Origin of the sequence: Caballeronia humi (assembly GCF_001544475.1) — a bacterium.
Lineage (GTDB): Bacteria > Pseudomonadota > Gammaproteobacteria > Burkholderiales > Burkholderiaceae > Caballeronia > Caballeronia humi.
Genome location: NZ_FCNW02000040.1, coordinates 17,705 through 35,741 on the forward strand (window position 1 = coordinate 17,705; position 18,037 = coordinate 35,741).

Annotated in this window: 18 protein-coding genes; 12 read left to right on the forward strand and 6 right to left on the reverse strand. The window is 63.7% G+C overall.

Going from position 1 to position 18,037, the window contains the following annotated elements; translation table 11 throughout:
- Positions 1-54: 54 nt before the first annotated feature.
- Complete coding sequence (locus AWB65_RS26075; protein WP_087669910.1) at positions 55-639, forward strand: glutathione binding-like protein; 585 nt, start codon at positions 55-57, stop codon at positions 637-639.
- A gap of 4 nt (positions 640-643) precedes the next feature.
- On the opposite strand, the gene AWB65_RS26080 is transcribed toward AWB65_RS26075, so the two are convergent.
- From AWB65_RS26080 to hmuQ, 5 genes are all read right to left on the reverse strand, one after another.
- Positions 644-1,291 carry a glutathione S-transferase family protein gene (locus AWB65_RS26080; RefSeq protein WP_087669911.1) on the reverse strand — a complete coding sequence of 216 codons (648 nt, stop codon included), beginning with the start codon at positions 1,289-1,291 and terminating at the stop codon, positions 644-646.
- A 93-nt stretch (positions 1,292-1,384) separates the two neighbouring features.
- Entirely contained in the window at positions 1,385-2,971 is a 1,587-nt protein-coding gene (locus AWB65_RS26085) for a Na+/H+ antiporter (protein ID WP_087669912.1), read from the reverse strand.
- 104 nt (positions 2,972-3,075) lie between these two features.
- Positions 3,076-4,014, reverse strand: coding sequence for a DMT family transporter (locus tag AWB65_RS26090; RefSeq protein WP_087669913.1), 939 nt, complete (start codon positions 4,012-4,014; stop codon positions 3,076-3,078).
- A gap of 199 nt (positions 4,015-4,213) precedes the next feature.
- Positions 4,214-4,627, reverse strand: coding sequence for a DUF3574 domain-containing protein (locus AWB65_RS26095; RefSeq protein WP_087669914.1), 414 nt, complete (start codon positions 4,625-4,627; stop codon positions 4,214-4,216).
- A gap of 7 nt (positions 4,628-4,634) precedes the next feature.
- Positions 4,635-4,949: a heme-degrading protein HmuQ gene (gene hmuQ, locus AWB65_RS26100; protein ID WP_087654914.1), complete on the reverse strand. Its 315-nt coding sequence runs from the start codon at positions 4,947-4,949 to the stop codon at positions 4,635-4,637.
- A gap of 151 nt (positions 4,950-5,100) precedes the next feature.
- Here hmuQ and araD point away from each other — a divergent pair, with 151 nt between their 5' ends.
- The 4 genes from araD to AWB65_RS26120 are packed head-to-tail and all read left to right on the forward strand — an operon-like array spanning position 5,101 to position 9,975.
- A complete protein-coding gene (gene araD / locus AWB65_RS26105) occupies positions 5,101-6,843 on the forward strand; it encodes an L-arabinonate dehydratase (protein ID WP_087669915.1) in 1,743 nt (580 codons plus the stop codon).
- A gap of 22 nt (positions 6,844-6,865) precedes the next feature.
- The gene (locus tag AWB65_RS26110) at positions 6,866-7,600 is read left to right on the forward strand and encodes a ribonuclease activity regulator RraA (protein WP_087669916.1); all 735 of its coding nucleotides are present in this window, start codon (positions 6,866-6,868) and stop codon (positions 7,598-7,600) included.
- Between the two features lie 39 nt (positions 7,601-7,639).
- Positions 7,640-8,962 carry an MFS transporter gene (locus AWB65_RS26115; protein WP_087669917.1) on the forward strand — a complete coding sequence of 441 codons (1,323 nt, stop codon included), beginning with the start codon at positions 7,640-7,642 and terminating at the stop codon, positions 8,960-8,962.
- Between the two features lie 5 nt (positions 8,963-8,967).
- Entirely contained in the window at positions 8,968-9,975 is a 1,008-nt protein-coding gene (locus tag AWB65_RS26120) for a LacI family DNA-binding transcriptional regulator (RefSeq protein WP_087669936.1), read from the forward strand.
- Here the strand turns inward: AWB65_RS26120 and AWB65_RS26125 are convergent, their stop codons facing one another.
- Positions 9,976-11,097, reverse strand: a complete 1,122-nt coding sequence (locus AWB65_RS26125; RefSeq protein ID WP_087669918.1) for an ABC transporter ATP-binding protein — start codon at positions 11,095-11,097, stop codon at positions 9,976-9,978.
- Between the two features lie 264 nt (positions 11,098-11,361).
- Here AWB65_RS26125 and AWB65_RS26130 point away from each other — a divergent pair, with 264 nt between their 5' ends.
- From AWB65_RS26130 to AWB65_RS26160, 7 genes are all read left to right on the forward strand, one after another.
- A complete protein-coding gene (locus AWB65_RS26130) occupies positions 11,362-12,735 on the forward strand; it encodes an ABC transporter substrate-binding protein (RefSeq protein ID WP_235007767.1) in 1,374 nt (457 codons plus the stop codon).
- Positions 12,736-12,774: 39 nt separating this feature from the next.
- Positions 12,775-13,716: a carbohydrate ABC transporter permease gene (locus AWB65_RS26135; protein WP_235007768.1), complete on the forward strand. Its 942-nt coding sequence runs from the start codon at positions 12,775-12,777 to the stop codon at positions 13,714-13,716.
- Positions 13,713-14,594 (forward strand): carbohydrate ABC transporter permease, encoded by an 882-nt coding sequence (locus AWB65_RS26140; RefSeq protein WP_235007769.1) that lies wholly within the window; start codon positions 13,713-13,715, stop codon positions 14,592-14,594. The genes AWB65_RS26135 and AWB65_RS26140 overlap by 4 nt, the downstream gene beginning before the upstream one ends.
- Before the next feature lie 32 nt (positions 14,595-14,626).
- The gene (locus tag AWB65_RS26145) at positions 14,627-15,607 is read left to right on the forward strand and encodes a sugar-binding transcriptional regulator (RefSeq protein ID WP_087669919.1); all 981 of its coding nucleotides are present in this window, start codon (positions 14,627-14,629) and stop codon (positions 15,605-15,607) included.
- Between the two features lie 10 nt (positions 15,608-15,617).
- On the forward strand, positions 15,618-16,361 hold the full coding sequence (locus AWB65_RS26150; protein WP_087669920.1) for an SDR family oxidoreductase: 744 nt from the start codon (positions 15,618-15,620) through the stop codon (positions 16,359-16,361).
- A 36-nt stretch (positions 16,362-16,397) separates the two neighbouring features.
- A complete protein-coding gene (locus tag AWB65_RS26155) occupies positions 16,398-17,486 on the forward strand; it encodes an alcohol dehydrogenase catalytic domain-containing protein (protein WP_087669921.1) in 1,089 nt (362 codons plus the stop codon).
- A gap of 76 nt (positions 17,487-17,562) precedes the next feature.
- Positions 17,563-18,021, forward strand: coding sequence for a hypothetical protein (locus tag AWB65_RS26160; protein ID WP_200821800.1), 459 nt, complete (start codon positions 17,563-17,565; stop codon positions 18,019-18,021).
- The last annotated feature ends 16 nt before the right edge of the window (positions 18,022-18,037 follow it).

Here is an 18,037-nt window from a genome sequence, read left to right on the forward strand (position 1 = left end):
GGGCATGGCGTTTGCTGCTGTGATGGCACGCAAACAACCAAGGAGGCACATGCCATGAAGCTTTACTACTCGCCGGGTGCCTGCAGTCTCGCGGACCATATTGCACTGCACGAAGCCGACATTTCTTTCGACCGTGTCCGCGTCGATCTGAAGACGAAGCTCACCGAGGCCGGGCAAAAGTTCGATGAAATCAATCCAAAGAGCTACGTGCCCGTACTGGAACTCGATGACGGTCAGCGTCTGACGGAGAACATCGCGATCCTGTCATGGGTCGCACAGCAGAAGCCCGCGCTCGCGCCATCGGGCGAGCAAGGGTCATTGCATTTGCTGGAAATGCTCGCGTTCATTTCGACCGAGATTCACAAGCAGTTCGGCCGTGTATTCAAGCCGAGCGCCGACGCCGAAGCTACCGCCGCGCGCGAAAAAATTGGTCAGCGCTTCAATCTGATTGCAACGATGATGAAAGGCGATTATCTGTTCGGCGCCGAGGCGAGCGTCGCGGACGCATACCTGTTCACGATGCTGTTGTGGGCGCAAAAGGTCGGCATCGAAATGCCGCAGCGCCTCGCGGACTTCGCGCAGCGCATGCGTGCGCGGCCCGCGGTGCAACTCGCGCTGAAGCACGAAGGGATCGACTGATCGCTCAGTCGCGATCCGGCGCGCCGAGCGGAAAGAACGATCGATACGGCCGTGCGTCGTCCACCACGCGCACGACCGATGGCCGCGCGAGCAGTCGCTGCCGGTAACTGCGCACGTTGCCGTATTCCTCGGCGATGGGATGCGTCCAGTCGGCGTAAAAGAGCGAAGGCGCGGCGGCGCAATCGGCCATGCTGAATGCGTCGCCTGCCGCCCACTCGCGATCGTGCATCGTTTGATCGAGCCAGCGGTACGCTACTTCCAGCATCGACCGCGCATTGGCGACGCCCGTGTCATCGCGATCTTCAGGCGCGCGCATGCGATCGAAGACGATGGTCTGCATCGGCGTCATGATGTAGTTGTCGAAGAAGCGGTCCATCAGGCGCACATCGAGCGCGTCGCGCGAGTCGTCGGGAATCAGCCGCACCGGCCCAGGATGATTCAGCGCCAGATACTCGATGATGATGCTCGATTCCGGCACTGTGCGCCCATCATCGACGAGCAGCGGGAAGCGCTTGAGCGGCCACAGGGCGGCGTGCTCTTCGCGGGTTGCGTCATCCTCGAGGATGCGGTATTCGAACGGCGTATCGTTTTCTCTGAGCGCGATCAGCACTTTCTGGCAGTAGGACGAAAACGGGTGGGCGTAAAGCTTCATGGCTGCTCCTTCGATGTTGGATCGGTGCGCGGCGAGGCACTTCAACATTCGACGTTCGAACGCCTCCGAAATCGACACGAACCTCGAAGAAAATCAGCCCCGCGCGTTTCTCGCCGAAACCTCCTGCAGATCCAGATCGCCTTCCAGCATGCGCAGCACTTCATCGTGAATCAGCCCCGCGCGATGCATGCGCAGCAACTCCGTGCGCCCCGCCTTGATCGCGGCGAGAACGACGTCGTAATGCGCACCCCGCAAGTCCATCGGGTACGAGGTCGCGTTTTCGAATTGCTGCGTGAGCCGCGCGCGATACGTGTATTGCTCAAGCAGCCGTGGATGGATCACGCTGCCGTCGGGGCCGTGCACGAGCGGCTGGATCGCGGCGAGTTGCGCCGCTTCGAGCCGCGCCCACGCCTGCGGCTCGGTGAGTTGCGGCGGGTAGTCGTCGCCGCCGTCGGGCGGATTCACCAGGCGGATCAGCGGCCCGATCGTCGTGCCCTGCAGCAGCACGGTGACGAGGATCACCGCGAACGCCGCGAACAAAATCAGATCGCGTCCGGGCATTTCCTCGGGCAAAGATAGCGCCACCGCCAGCGTCACGACGCCGCGCATGCCCGCCCAGCTCACGATCGTCGCGGAGCGCCAGTCGGCTCTCTTCGCTCCGCGACCGGTCAGGCGCGCATACGTCGCGCGGATGCCTTCCGCGCAGAACGCCCACACGAAGCGCGATAACACGACCGTCACCACCACCGCGATCACGGCAGGCGCGAGCACCGCGAACGCATTCTCGCCGCCGCCCAGCCGCTCGACGATACTGCGCATCGACAAGCCGATCAGCACGAACACGAGCGCCTCCAGCACGAACACGACGACATGCCAGAACGCCTCGCCGCGCGTTCTGACGGCGGCGGAGAACACCTCGTGCTGATGCCAGCCGAGCATCATGCCGCAAGTCACCGTCGCGATCACGCCCGATACGTGGACCATTTCACCGGCTATATACGCGATCCACGCCGACATCACGGAGAGCGTGATGACGAGATAGTCGTCGTCGAGCGCGCGCAACAGGCGCACGACCACGTAGCCCACCACGAGCCCTACCGCGATCCCGCCGAGCGCGAGCCCTACGAAGCTGAGCGCGGCCTGTGGCGCGCTGAACACGCCCGTCAGCGCGGCCGCGACGGCGAAGCGGAACAGTACGAGGCCGGCGGCGTCGTTGAGCAGGCTTTCGCCTTCGAGCACGACCATCAGGCGGCGCGGCAGCGCGACGCGCTCCAGCACGGCCTTCGCGGCGACGGCATCGGGCGGCGAGACCACGGCACCGAGCGCGAAGCACGCGGCCCACGGCAGGCCGGGCGCGACCAGATGCACGACCACGCCGACGACGAACGTCGTGAACGCAACGGCGCCGATCGCGAGCAGCAGGATGCCGCGCAGATGCCGCTTGAAGTCGCCCCAGACGAAGAAGTACGCGCCGTCCATCAGCAACGGCGGCAGGAAGAGGATGAGCACGAGATCGGGATCGAGATCGACGGGCGGCAGGCCGGGCGCGAACGCCATCGCGGCGCCGCCGACCAGAAGCGCGGCGGCTGGCGGGAGCCGCAGGCGCTTCGCCACGAGCTCGAGCGCGATGATGGCGAGGAGCGAGACGAGGACGAGCTTGAATGCCGAAACGGCGGACATGAATACTGCCTCCAGATGGACGGAAACCGAAGTATCCATCATGGAGGCGATGCGGTCATCGACCGCGGACGGGTTTTTGCGCCGGCGTCAGGCCTTGTTCGTGCTCATTGCTTCGCTGAAGCCGACGCCGGCCGTGCGCCCATGCCCGGCAGCCGCTTGATGACGCCCGTCGCGAGCGCGGTGCCGACGAGGATGATCACGCAAGCCTTGACCATCCCGAGCGACACGTGTTCCGACAGGAACATCGCGCCCCAAAGGATGCCGAAGACGGGAATCACGAACGTCACCGTGATCGTGCGCGCCGGACCGATCACCGAGATCAGGTGATAGAACATCATGTACGCGACGCCCGTGCATGCGACACCCAGCGCGATCACCGAGCCCCAGGCATCGAGCGAAACCGGCGCCGCCGGCCAGTAGTAGATCGCGAACGGCAGCAGAAGAACGGTCGCGCAGAGCATCGTGCCGGCGGCGACCGTCAGCGAATCGACGCCCATCAGATGCCGCTTCGTGTAGCTCGCCGCGATCCCGTAGCAGAGCGTCGCGCCGAGTCCGGCCGCGGCGGCGAGCGCCGTCGTCGCGGGCGTCGCGCTTGCGCCGTGCGGTGTCGCGACCTGGTCCCAGACGAGCGCGAGCACGCCTGCGAAGCCGATCGCGAGGCCGGCGACGCGCAGGCCGCTCAGCCGGTCCTTCAGCCACAGGAACGCAACGACCGCGCCCCAGAGCGGCGTGGTCGCGTTGATGACCGAGGTCACGCCCGCCGAGAGCGTCAGTTCAGCATACGCGAAGAGACAAAAGGGCGCCGCCGAGTTCAGCACGCCGACCACGAGCAGCGGCCACACGCGCGCGCGGATCGTGCGCAACGCCTCGCCCGAGGATCGGCGCAGGACGAGCATCGCGAAGAGAAAGAGCGCCCCGATGCCGACGCGCAGCGCCATCAGTGGCGCGACGCCGAAGTCGGTCACACCGATGCGGATGAAGAGAAACGAGCCGCCCCACAGGGCTGCGAGAACGAGCAACTGGACGATGCTGAGCGGATTCATGATGGGCTTCGTGTGCAAGAGAGTCGGGAGACGAAGCCATCGTATCGCCGTCCAGGCGTCAAATGGTTCATGCCGGAATGAAATGACAAGATTCGGGAGCTTCGCTCGACGTTGGGAGCCATCGTAGGCGCGTCGCGTGGCTTCGCCAAGCGAGCGATTTTCACCGGTATGTGAGAAAGATTGCGATCAACGCTGTCGTTCAGAACGACGCGCACGCATGCGACCGGACGCGCAGCACCGCCTCCTGGCTGAAGCGCGCCTTGTAATCGGCGATGAGGGCGCGGACGGCGGCGTCGTTGGGGTGGTCGTCCGGGTGGACGAGCGTCAACACGTACGAATTCTCGCGGATGATCGCCCCATCGGCGGTGCGCCATTGGCCGGACGCCGGCCACACGGTGAGTCCTGCGGGAAAGCGTGGCGTCACCGACGACTGCAGGAACGCCGCCCACTGTGCCGGCGTGACCGCGCCGTTCGCGCTCGACGTGCCGAAGTACAACTGGTCGCTGACCGCGCTCTGTTCACCTCGCGCGCAAGGCGGCGCTTGCACCGAGGCACAACCCGCCGTCACGAGAGCGAGCACGCAGGCCGCCGCATTGCGCTGCAACAGACGCATAGGGAGGCTATTTCACCGTCTGAATGACTTCGAAGCCCTCGAACTCGGGATGCCCGAGATAGAGCGACCGGCTTTCATTGCCTGCGTTTCGATGCGCGGCGCGAAAAGCGTCGGACTTGGTCCAGCCTTCGAATGCGGCGTAGTTCGCCCAGATCGTGTGGCTCGAATAGAGGACGTGGTCGTCGCGTTGCGGACCCTTGAGCAGATGAAATTCGACGAAACCGGGCACTTCCTTCAGATGCGTGTCGCGCGACGTCCAGAGTTCCTCGAACGCGGACTCGGACCCGAGGGCGACCTTGAAGCGATTCATGGCGATATACATGCGGTTGGCTCCTGCGTGCGTGGTGGTGTCTCGATGATAAGCGCAAACACAATGCGAGGAAGGCAGTCTCACCGTACAAACCCCGAGCGACTCGATCCGATGACAGCGCTACCATCCGCGACGATGATAGCGTTACCAACCGGAGACGGACGTGACCTCAGCACGCAAAACCCCTGAACAGTTGCGCAGCTACCGCTGGTACGGCGTGAACGACCTGCGTTCGTTCGGGCATCGCTCGCGCACCGCGCAGATGGGCTATCACTCGTCGGATTACATGGGCAAGCCCGTGATCGCGGTCGTCAATACGTGGAGCGAAATCAACTCGTGCCACACGCACTTCAAGCAGCGCGTGGAGGAAGTGAAACGCGGCATCTGGCAGGCGGGCGGTTTTCCCGTCGAGATGCCGGTAATGACGCTCGCCGAGCCGTTCCAGAAGCCCACCACGATGCTCTATCGCAACTTCCTCGCGATGGAAACCGAGGAACTGCTGCGCTCGTATCCGTTCGACGGCTGTGTGCTGATGGGCGGCTGCGACAAGACCACGCCCGGCCTTCTGATGGGCGCGATCAGCATGGACGTTCCGGCCATTTTCCTGCCCGCCGGTCCGATGCTGCGCGGCGACTGGAACGGCCGCACGCTCGGCAGCGGCTCGGACACCTGGAAATACTGGGCCGAACTGCGCGCGGGCAAGATCACCGAGGAAGAATGGAAGGGCGTCGAAAGCGGCATCGCGCGCTCGCCCGGACATTGCATGACGATGGGCACCGCATCGACGATGACCAGCGCCGCCGAATCGCTGGGCCTCACGCTGCCCGGTTTCTCGTCGATCCCCGCGGTCGATTCGCGCCACGCGCAGTTCGCGTCGCTCACAGGTCAGCGCATCGTCGAGATGGTGTGGACCGACGTGAAGCCGTCGGACATCCTCACCGCGAAGTCGTTCGACAACGCGATCACCACCGTGCTGGCGATGTCCGGCTCGACCAACGCGATCGTGCATCTGGTCGCGGTCGCGCGCCGCGCGGGCGTGCCGCTCACGACGGCCCGTTTCGACGAACTCGCGCGCATCACGCCGGTGATCGCGAACGTGCGCCCCGCCGGCAAGTACCTGATGGAGGACTTCTTCTACGCAGGCGGGTTGCGCGCGCTGCTCGCGGAACTGGGCGAACTGATCGATGGCACGCAGAAAACGGTGAACGGCACGACGCTCGGCGAGAACATCGCGGGCGCGGAGATCTTCAACGACGACGTGATCCGCCGCCGCGACAATCCGCTCGTCCCGAGCGACGGCCTCGCGGTGCTGACCGGCAACCTCGCGCCCGATGGCGCCGTCATCAAGCCGGCGGCGATGGAGTCGCATCTGCTTAAGCATCGCGGGCCTGCCGTCGTGTTCAAGGATTACGCGGACATGGCCGCGCGCATCGACGACGAAGCCCTCGACGTCACCGCGGATTCCGTGATCGTGCTGCAGCACGCGGGTCCGGTCGGCGCCCCGGGAATGCCGGAGTGGGGCCAGTTGCCGATCCCGCAGAAGCTCTTGAAGCAGGGCGTGCGCGACATGGTGCGCATCTCCGATGCGCGCATGAGCGGCACGAGCTATGGCGCGTGCGTGTTGCACGTCGCGCCGGAATCGTTCGTGGGCGGGCCGCTCGCGCTGGTGAAGGATGGCGACTTCATCGAGCTGGATGTCCACGCGCGGCGCCTGCATCTCGACATGAGCGACGCGGAGCTCGCCACGCGCAGGGAGACGTGGACGCCGCCCAAGCGTCCCTTCGAACGCGGCTTCGGCGTGATGCATCAACTGCACGTGACGCAGGCGAACAAGGGCTGCGATTTCGATTTCCTCGAAGAACCGGCCGCTGCGGCAACGCACGGCGACGAGCCCGAGATCCACTGATCTTCTTTATGGAACCGACTCCATGACTTCCACTGAACTTATCGTCAGCGATGCGACGATCGAACAGCTTCGCCACGTCAGCACCGCAACGCTCACGACGCAGCTCTTCAAGCGCGGCTTGCGCAATGTTTTCCTGCAAGGCGTCGCGCCTCTCGTCAAGCCCGCGTTGGGTGCGCCGAATCTCGTCGGCCCGGCGTTCACGCTGCGCAATATCCCGGCGCGCGAGGATATCGATCACGTCGGCGTGTTCCAGGACCCCGATCATCCGCAGCGCAAGGCAGTAGAAAGCGCGCCACCCGGCAGCGTGCTCGTGCAGGACTGTCGCGGCGACCGCACCGTTGCATCGACCGGATCGATCCTCACGATGCGCCTGAAAGTGCGGGGCGTCGCGGGCATGGTGTCGGACGGCTGCGTGCGTGACAGCGGCACGATCGGCGACATCGGCTTGCCGCTCTTCTGCGCGGGCGCGAGCGCGCCGCTCAACCTCGCGAAGCATCACGCGGTGGACATGAACGTGCCGGTCGCGTGCGGCGGCGTGGCGGTATATCCGGGCGATATCGTCGTGGGCGACGTGGATGGCGTCGTGATCGTGCCGCGTCATCTCGCGGAGGAAGTCGCGCGCGATGCCGCCGAACAGGAACTGATGGAGGAATTCATCATCGGCCGTGTGGAGGCGGGCAGCATTCTGCGCGGCACGTATCCGCCGAACGAGGAAACGCTTGCGGCGTTCAAGGATTGGAAAGCGAAACGGAGCTGATTTCCAGAGCCTGGCAATAACGCGGCGCGGAGGAGACACATGAACACGACAACGCAAACGATCGACGAGCCGCGTCTGATGAACAAGCTCGCGTTGCGGCTGATGCCGCTCTTGGGGCTTCTCTATCTCGTCGCTTACATCGACCGTTCGAACGTCGGCTTCGCGAAGCTTCAGATGCTCGAAAGCCTCGGCTTGAGCGAAGTCGCGTATGGGCTCGGCGCGTCGCTCTTCTTCATCGGCTATCTGATCTTCGAGATTCCGAGCAACGTGATGCTGCACAAGTACGGCGCGCCGCGCTGGATCGCACGCATCATGCTGACGTGGGGCGTCGTCACGATCCTGCTCGCGTTCACGAAGAGCGCCACGATGTTCTACGTGCTGCGCTTTTTGCTCGGGGCATCGGAAGCGGGGCTGTATCCGGGCGTCATCTATTACATGACGCTGTGGTTTCCCGCGCGTCAACGCGTGCGCATGCTCGGCTACTTCACGCTTGGCAGCAGCCTTGGCAACATGGTCGGCGCGCCGATCTGCGGCTATCTGCTCGACAAGGGCGGCCTCTTCGACCTGCAAGGCTGGCAACTCGTGTTCATCGTGACGGGCTTGCCTTCCGTGCTGCTGACCGTGGTCGTGCTGCTGTATCTGCCCGCATCGCCGTTGAAGGCGAAGTTCCTCTCCGACCCCGAAAGGAAATGGCTCGCCGACACGCTCGACACCGAGCGCGCGCTCGCACGGCGCAAGGAGGGCGGCGGCTCGCATCTGCTGAGCGTGCTGACCGAGCCGCGCGTGATCGGCATGGCGCTTTACTACATGATGCTGTCGATCTCGGTGTATGGCGTGAGCTACTGGCTGCCCACGCTCGTGAAGGGATTCGGCGTGAGCAACACGACCAACGGCATGCTCAACATTGTGCCGTGGCTTGCTGCGACGATCGTGCTCGCGTGGTTGCCCGCGAAGCTGCGCGCCGGCAACCGAACGATGGGCGCGATGCTCGCGGCAGCATTGCTGGGCGTGATGTTCTTTCTCGGCAGCGTGCTCCTGCCGACGAATACGTTGCGCTTCGCCGCGCTGTGTCTCGGCGCGCCTTGCATGTACCTGCTGCTGCCGTGCTTCTGGACGATGCCGCCCAGGTTCCTGACCGGCGCGCGCGCTGCGGCCGGTATCGCGGCGATCAATTCGATCGGCAACGTCGGTGGATTCATCGCGCAGAATCTCGTGCCGTGGGTGCGGCAAACGAGCGGCAGCGTCAAGGCGCCAATGCTGATTCCCGCGACCTGCCTTATGATCTTCGCGATCGTCACGCTGATTTTGATGCGGCGTAGCAAGGCGGCGCTGGCGATCGCGGCGTCTTCATCGGCGCGGTGACGTCGATGTCCGAATCGGTCAGGCGCTCGCGCAGTGCGCCAAAAGGCATCCGCATCACCGATGTCGCCGCGTCGGCGGGCGTCTCGCCGATCACCGTGTCGCGCGTGTTCAACGCACCCCAGACAGTCGCGCCAGAAACGCTTCTGCGCGTGCGCCAGGCCGTGCAGGAACTCGGCTACGTGCCGAACCGGCTGGCGGGCGGCTTGTCGTCGGCGAAATCGCGGCTGATCGCCGCCATCGTGCCAACGGTCGCGCATTCGCTCTTCTCCGAGAGCGTGCAGGTGTTCAGCGACACGATGTCGCGCGCGGGCTATCAGGTGTTGCTCGGCCTTTCGGGCTACAGCGACGAGGACGAGGACACGCTTCTCGATGCCGTGCTGAGCCGCCGTCCCGAAGGCGTGCTGCTAACGGGCGTCGCGCATACGGCGACGCTGCGCGCGCGCCTGCTCAGGATCGGTATTCCGATCGTCGAAACGTGGGACATGACCGAGCATCCGATCGATATGCTCGTCGGGTTTTCACACTACGCGATCGGCGTGGCGGTGGCGCAGCATTTCATCGCGCGTGACATGAAGCGTCCTGCGCTAGTGTCGGCCAGCGACAATCGCGCGCTCGCGCGGCGGCGCGGTTTCGTCGATACGCTCGATATGGATGTGGTCGAAGTGATCGTCTCGCCGCCGAGTTCGGTTGCGCTCGGCCGCGAGGGATTGCAGCGCATTCTCACGCAGGCACCGGCCGTCGATGCGATCTTTTGCAGCTCGGATCTGCTTGCGCTCGGGGTGGTTTCGCAAGCGCGCAAGCTCGGCATTGCGATACCGGATCGCCTCGCCGTGTGCGGCTTCGGCGACCTCGAATTCGCCGCCGACACGACGCCCGCGCTTACCACTGTGCGCGTCGACGGCAAACGCATCGGCGCAACGGCCGCACGCTGTCTGATCGAGCGGCTTGGCGGCGCGCCGGGGAAGAACCTGATCGACGTCAGCTTCGAACTGGTCGTGCGCGAGACGACCTGATCACACGGCCGCCGTCTGCGCAACCGGCCGCATGCGTTCCAGCGCGCTGCCGTCCTCGCGGAACAGGTGCACGTGACGAATGCTGAAGCCCGCGTTGATGCGCTGCCCGTCGACCGCCGTCGATTCTCCCGAGCCCTTCACCTGAATCACGAGATCGTTCGGCAAACGCACGTGCAAGAGCGTTTCACCGCCGAGATGCTCGATCACCATGACCTCGCCGGCAAGTCCGCTATCGATATCGCCTCCGCCCGACTCGACGAAATGCTCGGGCCGGATGCCGAGCGTGAGCGCCTCGCCTGCCTTGACCGCCTGGCCGGTGAACGGCAGTGTGAGAGGCGTACCGCCGGGCAATTCGATCGTCACGGCGGCGTTGTCGGCGCGCAGCACGCGCACGTCCATGAAATTCATTTTCGGCGAGCCGATGAAGCCCGCGACGAAGCGGTTATGCGGCGTGCGATAAAGCTCGAGCGGCGTGCCGACCTGCTCGACCTTGCCGTGATTCAACACGACGATGCGATCGGCCATCGTCATCGCTTCGGTCTGGTCGTGCGTGACGTAGATCATCGTCGCGTTGAGTTGCTTGTGCAGCTTGATGAGTTCGAGCCGCATCTGCACACGCAGCGCGGCATCGAGGTTCGATAATGGTTCGTCGAAGAGAAAGACTTTCGGCTCGCGCACGATCGAACGGCCGATCGCCACGCGTTGCCGTTGCCCCCCCGAAAGCGCGCGCGGCTTGCGTTCGAGCAATTGCCCAATCTGGAGAATCTGTGCGGCGCGCTGCACGCGGTCCTTGATCTCGGCTTCAGGCAGCTTCAGCATGCGCAGCCCGAACGCGATGTTCTCGTAGACCGACATGTGCGGATAAAGCGCATACGACTGGAACACCATCGCGACGCCGCGATGCGACGGTTCGAGGTCGGTCACGTCTTCGCCGCCTATCAGGACTTGCCCTGAATCGCTCTCTTCCAGACCCGCGATGGTGCGCAGCAGCGTGGACTTTCCGCAACCCGACGGTCCGACGAAAACCATGAACTCCCGGTCGACAATCTCGATGTCGATACCCTTCAGCACTTCCGTACCCGCAAAAGTCTTGCGGATCTGCTGCAAATGGACTGCGCTCATGCATCGTCTCCTGCAAAGGTCCTGCGCTCTGGCGAGCGAGAGGGTCCGTTGGCTGTCGCGCTGGCTGCTTCACACCGCAGCGCAGCATCGAATGCTTTTCGATTTTGTTCTTGACAACGTCTTCGCGTCAAAATATACAATTGTAAAACCGGAATTACAAGTGAAACGCAAAAGGTCGCCACGACGTCCGGTCAGGTCGCCGGCCCCCGGAAAAATGCAGCGCGCGAACGCATCCACCGCTCGAGAAAAACCAAGGAGACAGGAATGAATCAGCGCTTTACGCCCCGCCTCACGATGTTCAAGCAAACCACCGCCGTGATGTTCATGACGGCCACGGCATCACTCCTCGCTGCATCGAACGCTCATGCGTGGACGCTCAAGGAAGCGGCCGAACCGTATTCGGGCACGACCATCAAGGCGATCTTCCTCGACCGTCCGGGCTACAAGGCGGCGCAGAAACTGATCCCGCAGTTCGAGAAGGAGACGGGCATCAAGGTGCGCTGGGAAGTGATTCCCTACGAGAACACGCGCGAGAAGGAAGTGCTGAACTTCGTCGGTGGCGGCGATCAGGACATCGTGCTCGTGGACGTGGTGTGGATCGGCGAATTCGCGAGCAACAAGTGGCTCGTGCCGATCAAGACCTTCACCGACAACCCGAAGCTCGCCGATCCGAAGCTCAATCTGCCGGGCTTCTTCCCGATTCTGCTCGATTCGTTCGGCTCCTGGAACAAGACGACGTATGGCCTGCCGTTCGATAACTACTCGGGCCTGATGTTCTACAACAAGTGCATGCTGAAAGAGGCGGGCTTCAGCGAGCCGCCGAAGACGTGGGACGAATTGCTCAACACGTATGCGCCGAAACTCACGAAGCCGGACAAGAACCAGTTCGCGTTCGCGCTGCAATCGCGGCGCGGCGAGACGCAATCGGCGGATAGCTTCATGCGCGTCCTGTGGCCCAACGGCGGGTCGCTGCTCGATGCGAAATTCAAGTCGAACCTGATGTCGCCGCAATCGCAGGCCGGGCTCGAATACCGGCAGAAGCTGATGAAGTACATGCCGCCGGGCATCGTCGATTTCGACCACGCCGAAGCCGTGAACGCGCTCGCGCAGGGGCAGGTTGCGATGATCACCGAGTGGTCGGCGTTCTATCCGACGCTCACCGATCCGAGCAAGTCGAAAATTGGCGACTGCCTCGCGATCACGACCGAACCCAAGGGCGCGGCCGGCCTCAAGCCCGCGCTCGGCGGCTTCTCGCTCGCGGTGAACGCGAAGTCGAATGCGAAGAAGCAGGCGGCGTCGTGGCTCTTCATCCAGTGGATCACGTCCGAGGAAATGGCGAAGCCTTATCTCGAAGCGGGCGGCGTGAGCGCGCGCACTGCGGTCTATCAGGACAAGGCCGTGCAGGACAAGTATCCGTTCGTTAAGCCGATGGTCGAATCGTGGCAGGGCGGTGTGCCGGACTATCGTCCGCGCTTCCCGGAATGGCCGGCGGTGTCGGAAGTGATCGGTGAGTGGGGCAGCAAGATCATGCTCGGACAGGTGACGGTCAAGGAAGGCGCGCAGACCATCGGCACGAAGACCGAGGACATCCTGAAGAAAGCAGGCTATTACGACGGCAAGAAGCCGCTGCTCAAGTAAGTCAGGCAAGCGTCAGCGATATCAACCAGGAGGCGATAGATGGCGAACGGTACAGCTCCATCGGCGGCGGGCGCGAAGGCTGCGCTCCCGCGTCCGCACCGCTCGCGCATGAGGCGGCGTTCGCCCGCCTTCTGGTTCCTGATCCCGGCGATCCTCGCGCTCGCCGTGATCGGCATCTATCCGCTTCTGCTCGCGCTCTACAACTCGTTTCATCAGTACAAGCTGGCTGACCTTGCTTCGGGCACGCCGTTTATCGGGCTCGACAACTACATTGCGACGCTCACCGATCCGTCGTTCTGGGGCGCGCTCGGACGCACTGCACTCTTCCTCTGCCTCACGCTGCCGATCGAAGTCGCGCTCGGTCTCTTCGCCGCGCTGATGCTGCATCGCACGGCGCTCCCGTGGATGCGCGCGGCGGCGCGCGTGAGTCTCGTGATCCCGATGGCGACGACGTATGCAGTCGTGGGCTTGATCGGTCGTTTGATCTTCAACCGCCAGTTCGGCGTGGCGAACTACCTGACGGGCCTCCTCGGCATTCCGCCGCAGGACTGGCTCGCCGATCCGACACTCGCGTTCGTCTCCGTGATGATCATGGACATCTGGCAATGGACGCCGTTTTGCGCGCTGATCATGCTCGCCGGCCTCGCGATGGTGCCGAAGGAAGCGGAGGAAGCGGCGCGCCTCGAAACGCCGAAGTGGAGCAAGATCCTGTGGCATCTGCAGCGGCCTTACCTGCTGCCCGGCCTCACCGCGATCCTGATCCTGCGTTCCGCCGACATGCTCAAGATGTTCGACGCCGTCTTCACGATGACGCGCGGGGGCCCCGGCACCGCGACCGAATTCATCAGCATCTATATCCAGCGCGTGGGCTTTCGTCTCTTCGATCAGGGCATGGCGTCCGCGCAGGCGGTGCTGCTACTGATCCTGACGATCGTCCTGTCGCGTCTTTATATTCGCTTCGTTTATCGGGAGGCCGCGTGAGCACCGCACCGCTGCAGGCATCGAACGGCAACGTCGGCAAGCGCGCGAAGCGCGCGCGCGCGGCACGCCGGCGCGCGACCGGCTGGCACTTCGTGGGCCTTCTGGTCGTCTTCCTCTCGTCGGTGTTTCCGTTCTACTGGATGGTCACGACGAGCCTCAAGAGCCAGTCCGATGCACTCGCGTATCCGCCGGTATGGCTCTTCACGCCCACGCTGCAGCACTACTCGGAAGCACTCTTCACACATGAAGTCGGCCACAGTCTCATCAATTCGCTGATCATCGCGAGCAGCACGACGGTGCTCGCGATCCTGCTCGGCACGCCCGCCGCGTACGCACTCGCGCGCTTCGAGTTTCGCGGCAAGGAAGATTTGTGGTTCTGGTTCATCTCGAACCGCATGGTTAGCCCGGTCGTGCTCGCGGTGCCATTCTTCCTGATCGCGACAAAGCTCGATCTCGTCGATACGCATATCGTGCTGATCCTTTTGTATCTGACGTTCTCGCTGCCGATCGTCGTCTGGATCTGCACCGACCAGTTCCGCAACATTCCGGTCGAACTCGACGAAGCCGCTCGGCTCGATGGCGCTTCGCCGTGGCGCGTGTTCTGGCGCATCAACCTCCCGCTCGCGATGCCGGGCATCGTCGTATCGGCGATCTTCGCGTTCATCTTCTCGTGGAATGACCTGCTGTACGCGCTCGTCCTCACGCGCACGGAGGCGATCACGTCCCCCGTCGCCGCGACGAGCTACATGAGCGGCTACGAGTTGCCATGGGGTGAGATCATGGCGACCGGCACGCTGATCGTCCTGCCGATGGTGGTGTTCGCGCTGGCCGTCTCCGGGCGTCTCGTGCAGGGCCTGACGATGGGCGCGGTGAAGTAGACTCAGCGGCTTTTTCCATACCAACATACCCCATGAGCAAGACAGCACCGCCCGTCGTCGTCGCGGAACCCGACGAATCGATCGCCGCCGAGAAAGAGTTACAGGCGCGGGTCGCGTGGCACTACTACGTCGGCAACCTGACGCAGCAGGAGATCGCGCAGCGCATCGGCAGCAATCGCGTGCGCGTGAATCGCCTGCTTGCGGCAAGCCGCGACTCGGGCCTCGTGCAGATCACGATCAACAGCAAGATCGCACCATGCGTCGCGCTGGAAGAGGCGATCGTCAGGCGCTTCGGGCTGGAAGATGCCGTCGTTGTGCCGAGCGGCGCGAACGTCGAGGCGAACATGGCGGCGATCGGCATCGGTGCTGCGAACTGGTTCTCGAAGCAGATAGTTGCAGGGCAAATCATCGGCCTCGGATGGGGCCGCACGATCCGCGCGGTGCTGCGCGCGATGCCGCAGCGCAACTACGGGCAGGTGTCGGCGGTATCGCTGCAAGGCGGGCTCGCGCATTGTCCGAGCATCAACACGTTCGACATCGTTTCGGACTTCGTGAACATCTGCCGCGCGAACGGCTTCATCTTCGCAGCGCCGATCTACGTGAGCAGCCAGAAGGTGCGCGACGTGATCCTGCAGGAAGATACCGTGCGCGAGACCTACGAGCTCGCGCGCCGCGCCGACATGGCGTTGCTGACATGCGGCGATCTCACGGAATCGCTCGTGGTGACCTATGGGATCGATAGTCCCGAGCAGTTGAAGACGTTGCAGAAGGCGGGCGCAGTCGGCGACATGCTCGGCCACTTCATGGATGCCGATGGCGAACTGATCGATCATCCGCTCAACCGGCGCACGATCGCGATCACGCTCGACGACCTGCGCAAGATTCAGCGCGTCGTGCTCGTGAGCGGCGGCGCGAAGAAGTTTCATGTGACGCGCGCGGCTTTGCGCGGACGCTATCCGTCGGTGCTCGTCACCGATGAAGACACCGCGCAGCGCCTGTGCGACGAACCTTGAGAACTCAACGATGACGAGTGACAGAAGCACGGAATTCGCCGGCAAGACGGTGCTCGTGACGGGCGCGGGGAAGGGCATCGGTCATGCGACCGCGTTGCTGATGGCGGAGCGCGGCGCGCGTGTGATTGCGCTGAGCCGATCGACGGCGGACCTTGCCGGACTGAAAGATGCGATCGGCTGCGAGACGATCTGCGCCGATCTCGCCGACGCCAACGCCGCCCGCGAAGCGGCCCGCTCGGCGCGACCGGTGGACTTGCTCGTGAACTGCGCGGGCATCGCCGAATTGCAACCGTTCCTCGATACCACCGCCGACAAGTTCGACCTCACGATGGCCGTCAACGTGCGCGCCGCGCTGATCGTCGCGCAGGAGTGCGCGCGCAGCATGATCGAGCGCGGCGTGAAGGGGGCGATCGTCAACGTGTCGAGCCTCTCCGCGACGGTTGGTTTGCCGATGCACGCGGCATATTGCGCATCGAAGGGCGCGCTCGACGCGATGACGCGCGTGATGGCCGTCGAACTCGGCGTACACGGCATCCGCGTGAATACGGTGAACCCGGTGGTCACCCTCACGCCGATGGCCGAGAAAGCGTGGGGCGACCCCGCCAAATCGCAGCCGATGCTCGCGCGCATTCCCCTTCAGCGCTTCGTGCAGCCGCTAGAGGTAGCGCGCACGATCGCCTACCTGCTCGGCGACGATTCGAGCATGGTCAACGGCGTGAGCCTTGCCGTCGATGGCGGATTCCAGGCGGGCTGAAACCGTCCCTGACTTCATCACCACAACGAGATCACCATGAGCGCAACGAACGACACATCGACGCAGATGACGGCCATCGTCTGCCGTGCCCCGAAGGACTATCGCGTCGAACGCGTCGAGCGTCCCCGTCCGGGGCGCAACGAACTCGTGATCCGCATTGCGGCGTGCGGCATTTGCGCGAGCGATTGCAAGTGCTGGTCGGGCGCGAAGATGTTCTGGGGCGGGCCGAACCCGTGGGTCAAGGCGCCGGTGATTCCAGGGCATGAATTCTTCGGCTATGTCGAGGAACTGGGCGAGGGTGCGGCCGAACATTTTGGCGTGGACATAGGCGAGCGCGTGATCGCCGAGCAGATCGTGCCGTGCGGCAAATGCCGCTATTGCAAATCGGGGCAATATTGGATGTGTGAAGTCCACAACATCTTCGGGTTCCAGCGCGAAGTCGCGGACGGCGGCATGGCCGAGTACATGCGCTTTCCGCCGACCGCCATCGTCCACAAGATTCCCGACGGCATCTCGATCGAGGATGCCGCGATCATCGAACCGCTCGCCTGTTCGATCCACACGGTCAATCGCGGCGACATCCAGCTCGACGACGTCGTCGTGATCGCGGGCGCGGGGCCACTCGGTCTCATGATGACGCAGGTCGCGCATCTGAAGACGCCGAAGAAACTGGTCGTGATCGATCTCGTCGATGAACGGCTCGAACTCGCGCGCGAATACGGCGCGGACATCACGATCAACCCCAAGAAGGATGACGCGCTCGCGATCATCAAGTCGATCACCGATCAATACGGCTGCGACGTGTATATCGAGACGACCGGTGTGCCCGCGGGCGTATCGCAAGGGCTGGACCTCATTCGCAAGCTCGGGCGCTTCGTCGAGTTCTCCGTGTTCGGCGCGGATACGACGGTTGACTGGTCGATCATCGGCGATCGCAAGGAACTTGATGTGCGTGGCGCGCATCTCGGGCCGTATTGCTATCCGATCGCGATTGATCTGCTCGCGCGCGGGCTCGTGACGTCGAAGGGGATCGTGACGCACGGCTTTACGCTTGAAGAGTGGGACGAAGCGATCAAGGTCGCCGATTCGCTCGATTCGATCAAGGTGCTGCTCAAGCCGCGATAAACCTCCGACGCACGTAATGGGTTCGCGTGGAGCGTGCTTCTATAATGCACGGGACTCAATTCACGGAACCCACGCAGTGAAACAGACACTCCCCGTCATGCTCGCCTTGCTCGCACTCGCCGGTTGCGGGACTTCGCAAACTGCGGCCGAACGCGAGAACCAGTTTTCGCGCAACGAAACCTCGCTCGAAGCGGCGCAGCGCCACGCAACGCTCCAGTGCCAGGACGCGCAGCAATGCGACGCGGTGTGGAAGCTTGCGCAAACCTACGTGCAGCAGCATTCCGATACGCCGATCATCCACGCGGATGCCGTCGCCATCGATACCGACTTGCCGACGCGCGACGGCCGCGTGAGCTTCTCGGCAACCCGCGTGAACAAGGGCAACGGCGCCACGATCGCGCTCTTCGCGCAGTGCCGCGACATGTACGGCACGGAGAAAGCGCGCGGGTCTTCCTACGACGAGTGCTACGAAAAAATTACCTCGGCGCAGGACAAGTTCCTCGACTTCGTCCGCCAGGGGTTGCAGCGGAACTGAATCCCACTGCACATCC

What these genes read in the sequence shown, in the direction of transcription:
- AWB65_RS26120 (WP_087669936.1), top strand. Translation starts at nt 8,968, where the DNA reads ATGTCCGAATCGGTCAGGCGCTCGCGCAGTGCGCCAAAAGGCATCCGC.
- AWB65_RS26135 (WP_235007768.1), top strand. Translation starts at nt 12,775, where the DNA reads ATGGCGAACGGTACAGCTCCATCGGCGGCGGGCGCGAAGGCTGCGCTC.
- AWB65_RS26145 (WP_087669919.1), top strand. Translation starts at nt 14,627, where the DNA reads ATGAGCAAGACAGCACCGCCCGTCGTCGTCGCGGAACCCGACGAATCG.
- AWB65_RS26085 (WP_087669912.1), bottom strand. Translation starts at nt 2,971, where the DNA reads ATGTCCGCCGTTTCGGCATTCAAGCTCGTCCTCGTCTCGCTCCTCGCC.
- AWB65_RS26090 (WP_087669913.1), bottom strand. Translation starts at nt 4,014, where the DNA reads ATGAATCCGCTCAGCATCGTCCAGTTGCTCGTTCTCGCAGCCCTGTGG.
- AWB65_RS26075 (WP_087669910.1), top strand. Translation starts at nt 55, where the DNA reads ATGAAGCTTTACTACTCGCCGGGTGCCTGCAGTCTCGCGGACCATATT.
- AWB65_RS26080 (WP_087669911.1), bottom strand. Translation starts at nt 1,291, where the DNA reads ATGAAGCTTTACGCCCACCCGTTTTCGTCCTACTGCCAGAAAGTGCTG.
- AWB65_RS26150 (WP_087669920.1), top strand. Translation starts at nt 15,618, where the DNA reads ATGACGAGTGACAGAAGCACGGAATTCGCCGGCAAGACGGTGCTCGTG.
- AWB65_RS26115 (WP_087669917.1), top strand. Translation starts at nt 7,640, where the DNA reads ATGAACACGACAACGCAAACGATCGACGAGCCGCGTCTGATGAACAAG.
- hmuQ (WP_087654914.1), bottom strand. Translation starts at nt 4,949, where the DNA reads ATGTATATCGCCATGAATCGCTTCAAGGTCGCCCTCGGGTCCGAGTCC.
- AWB65_RS26110 (WP_087669916.1), top strand. Translation starts at nt 6,866, where the DNA reads ATGACTTCCACTGAACTTATCGTCAGCGATGCGACGATCGAACAGCTT.
- AWB65_RS26095 (WP_087669914.1), bottom strand. Translation starts at nt 4,627, where the DNA reads ATGCGTCTGTTGCAGCGCAATGCGGCGGCCTGCGTGCTCGCTCTCGTG.
- AWB65_RS26130 (WP_235007767.1), top strand. Translation starts at nt 11,362, where the DNA reads ATGAATCAGCGCTTTACGCCCCGCCTCACGATGTTCAAGCAAACCACC.
- AWB65_RS26125 (WP_087669918.1), bottom strand. Translation starts at nt 11,097, where the DNA reads ATGAGCGCAGTCCATTTGCAGCAGATCCGCAAGACTTTTGCGGGTACG.
- AWB65_RS26155 (WP_087669921.1), top strand. Translation starts at nt 16,398, where the DNA reads ATGAGCGCAACGAACGACACATCGACGCAGATGACGGCCATCGTCTGC.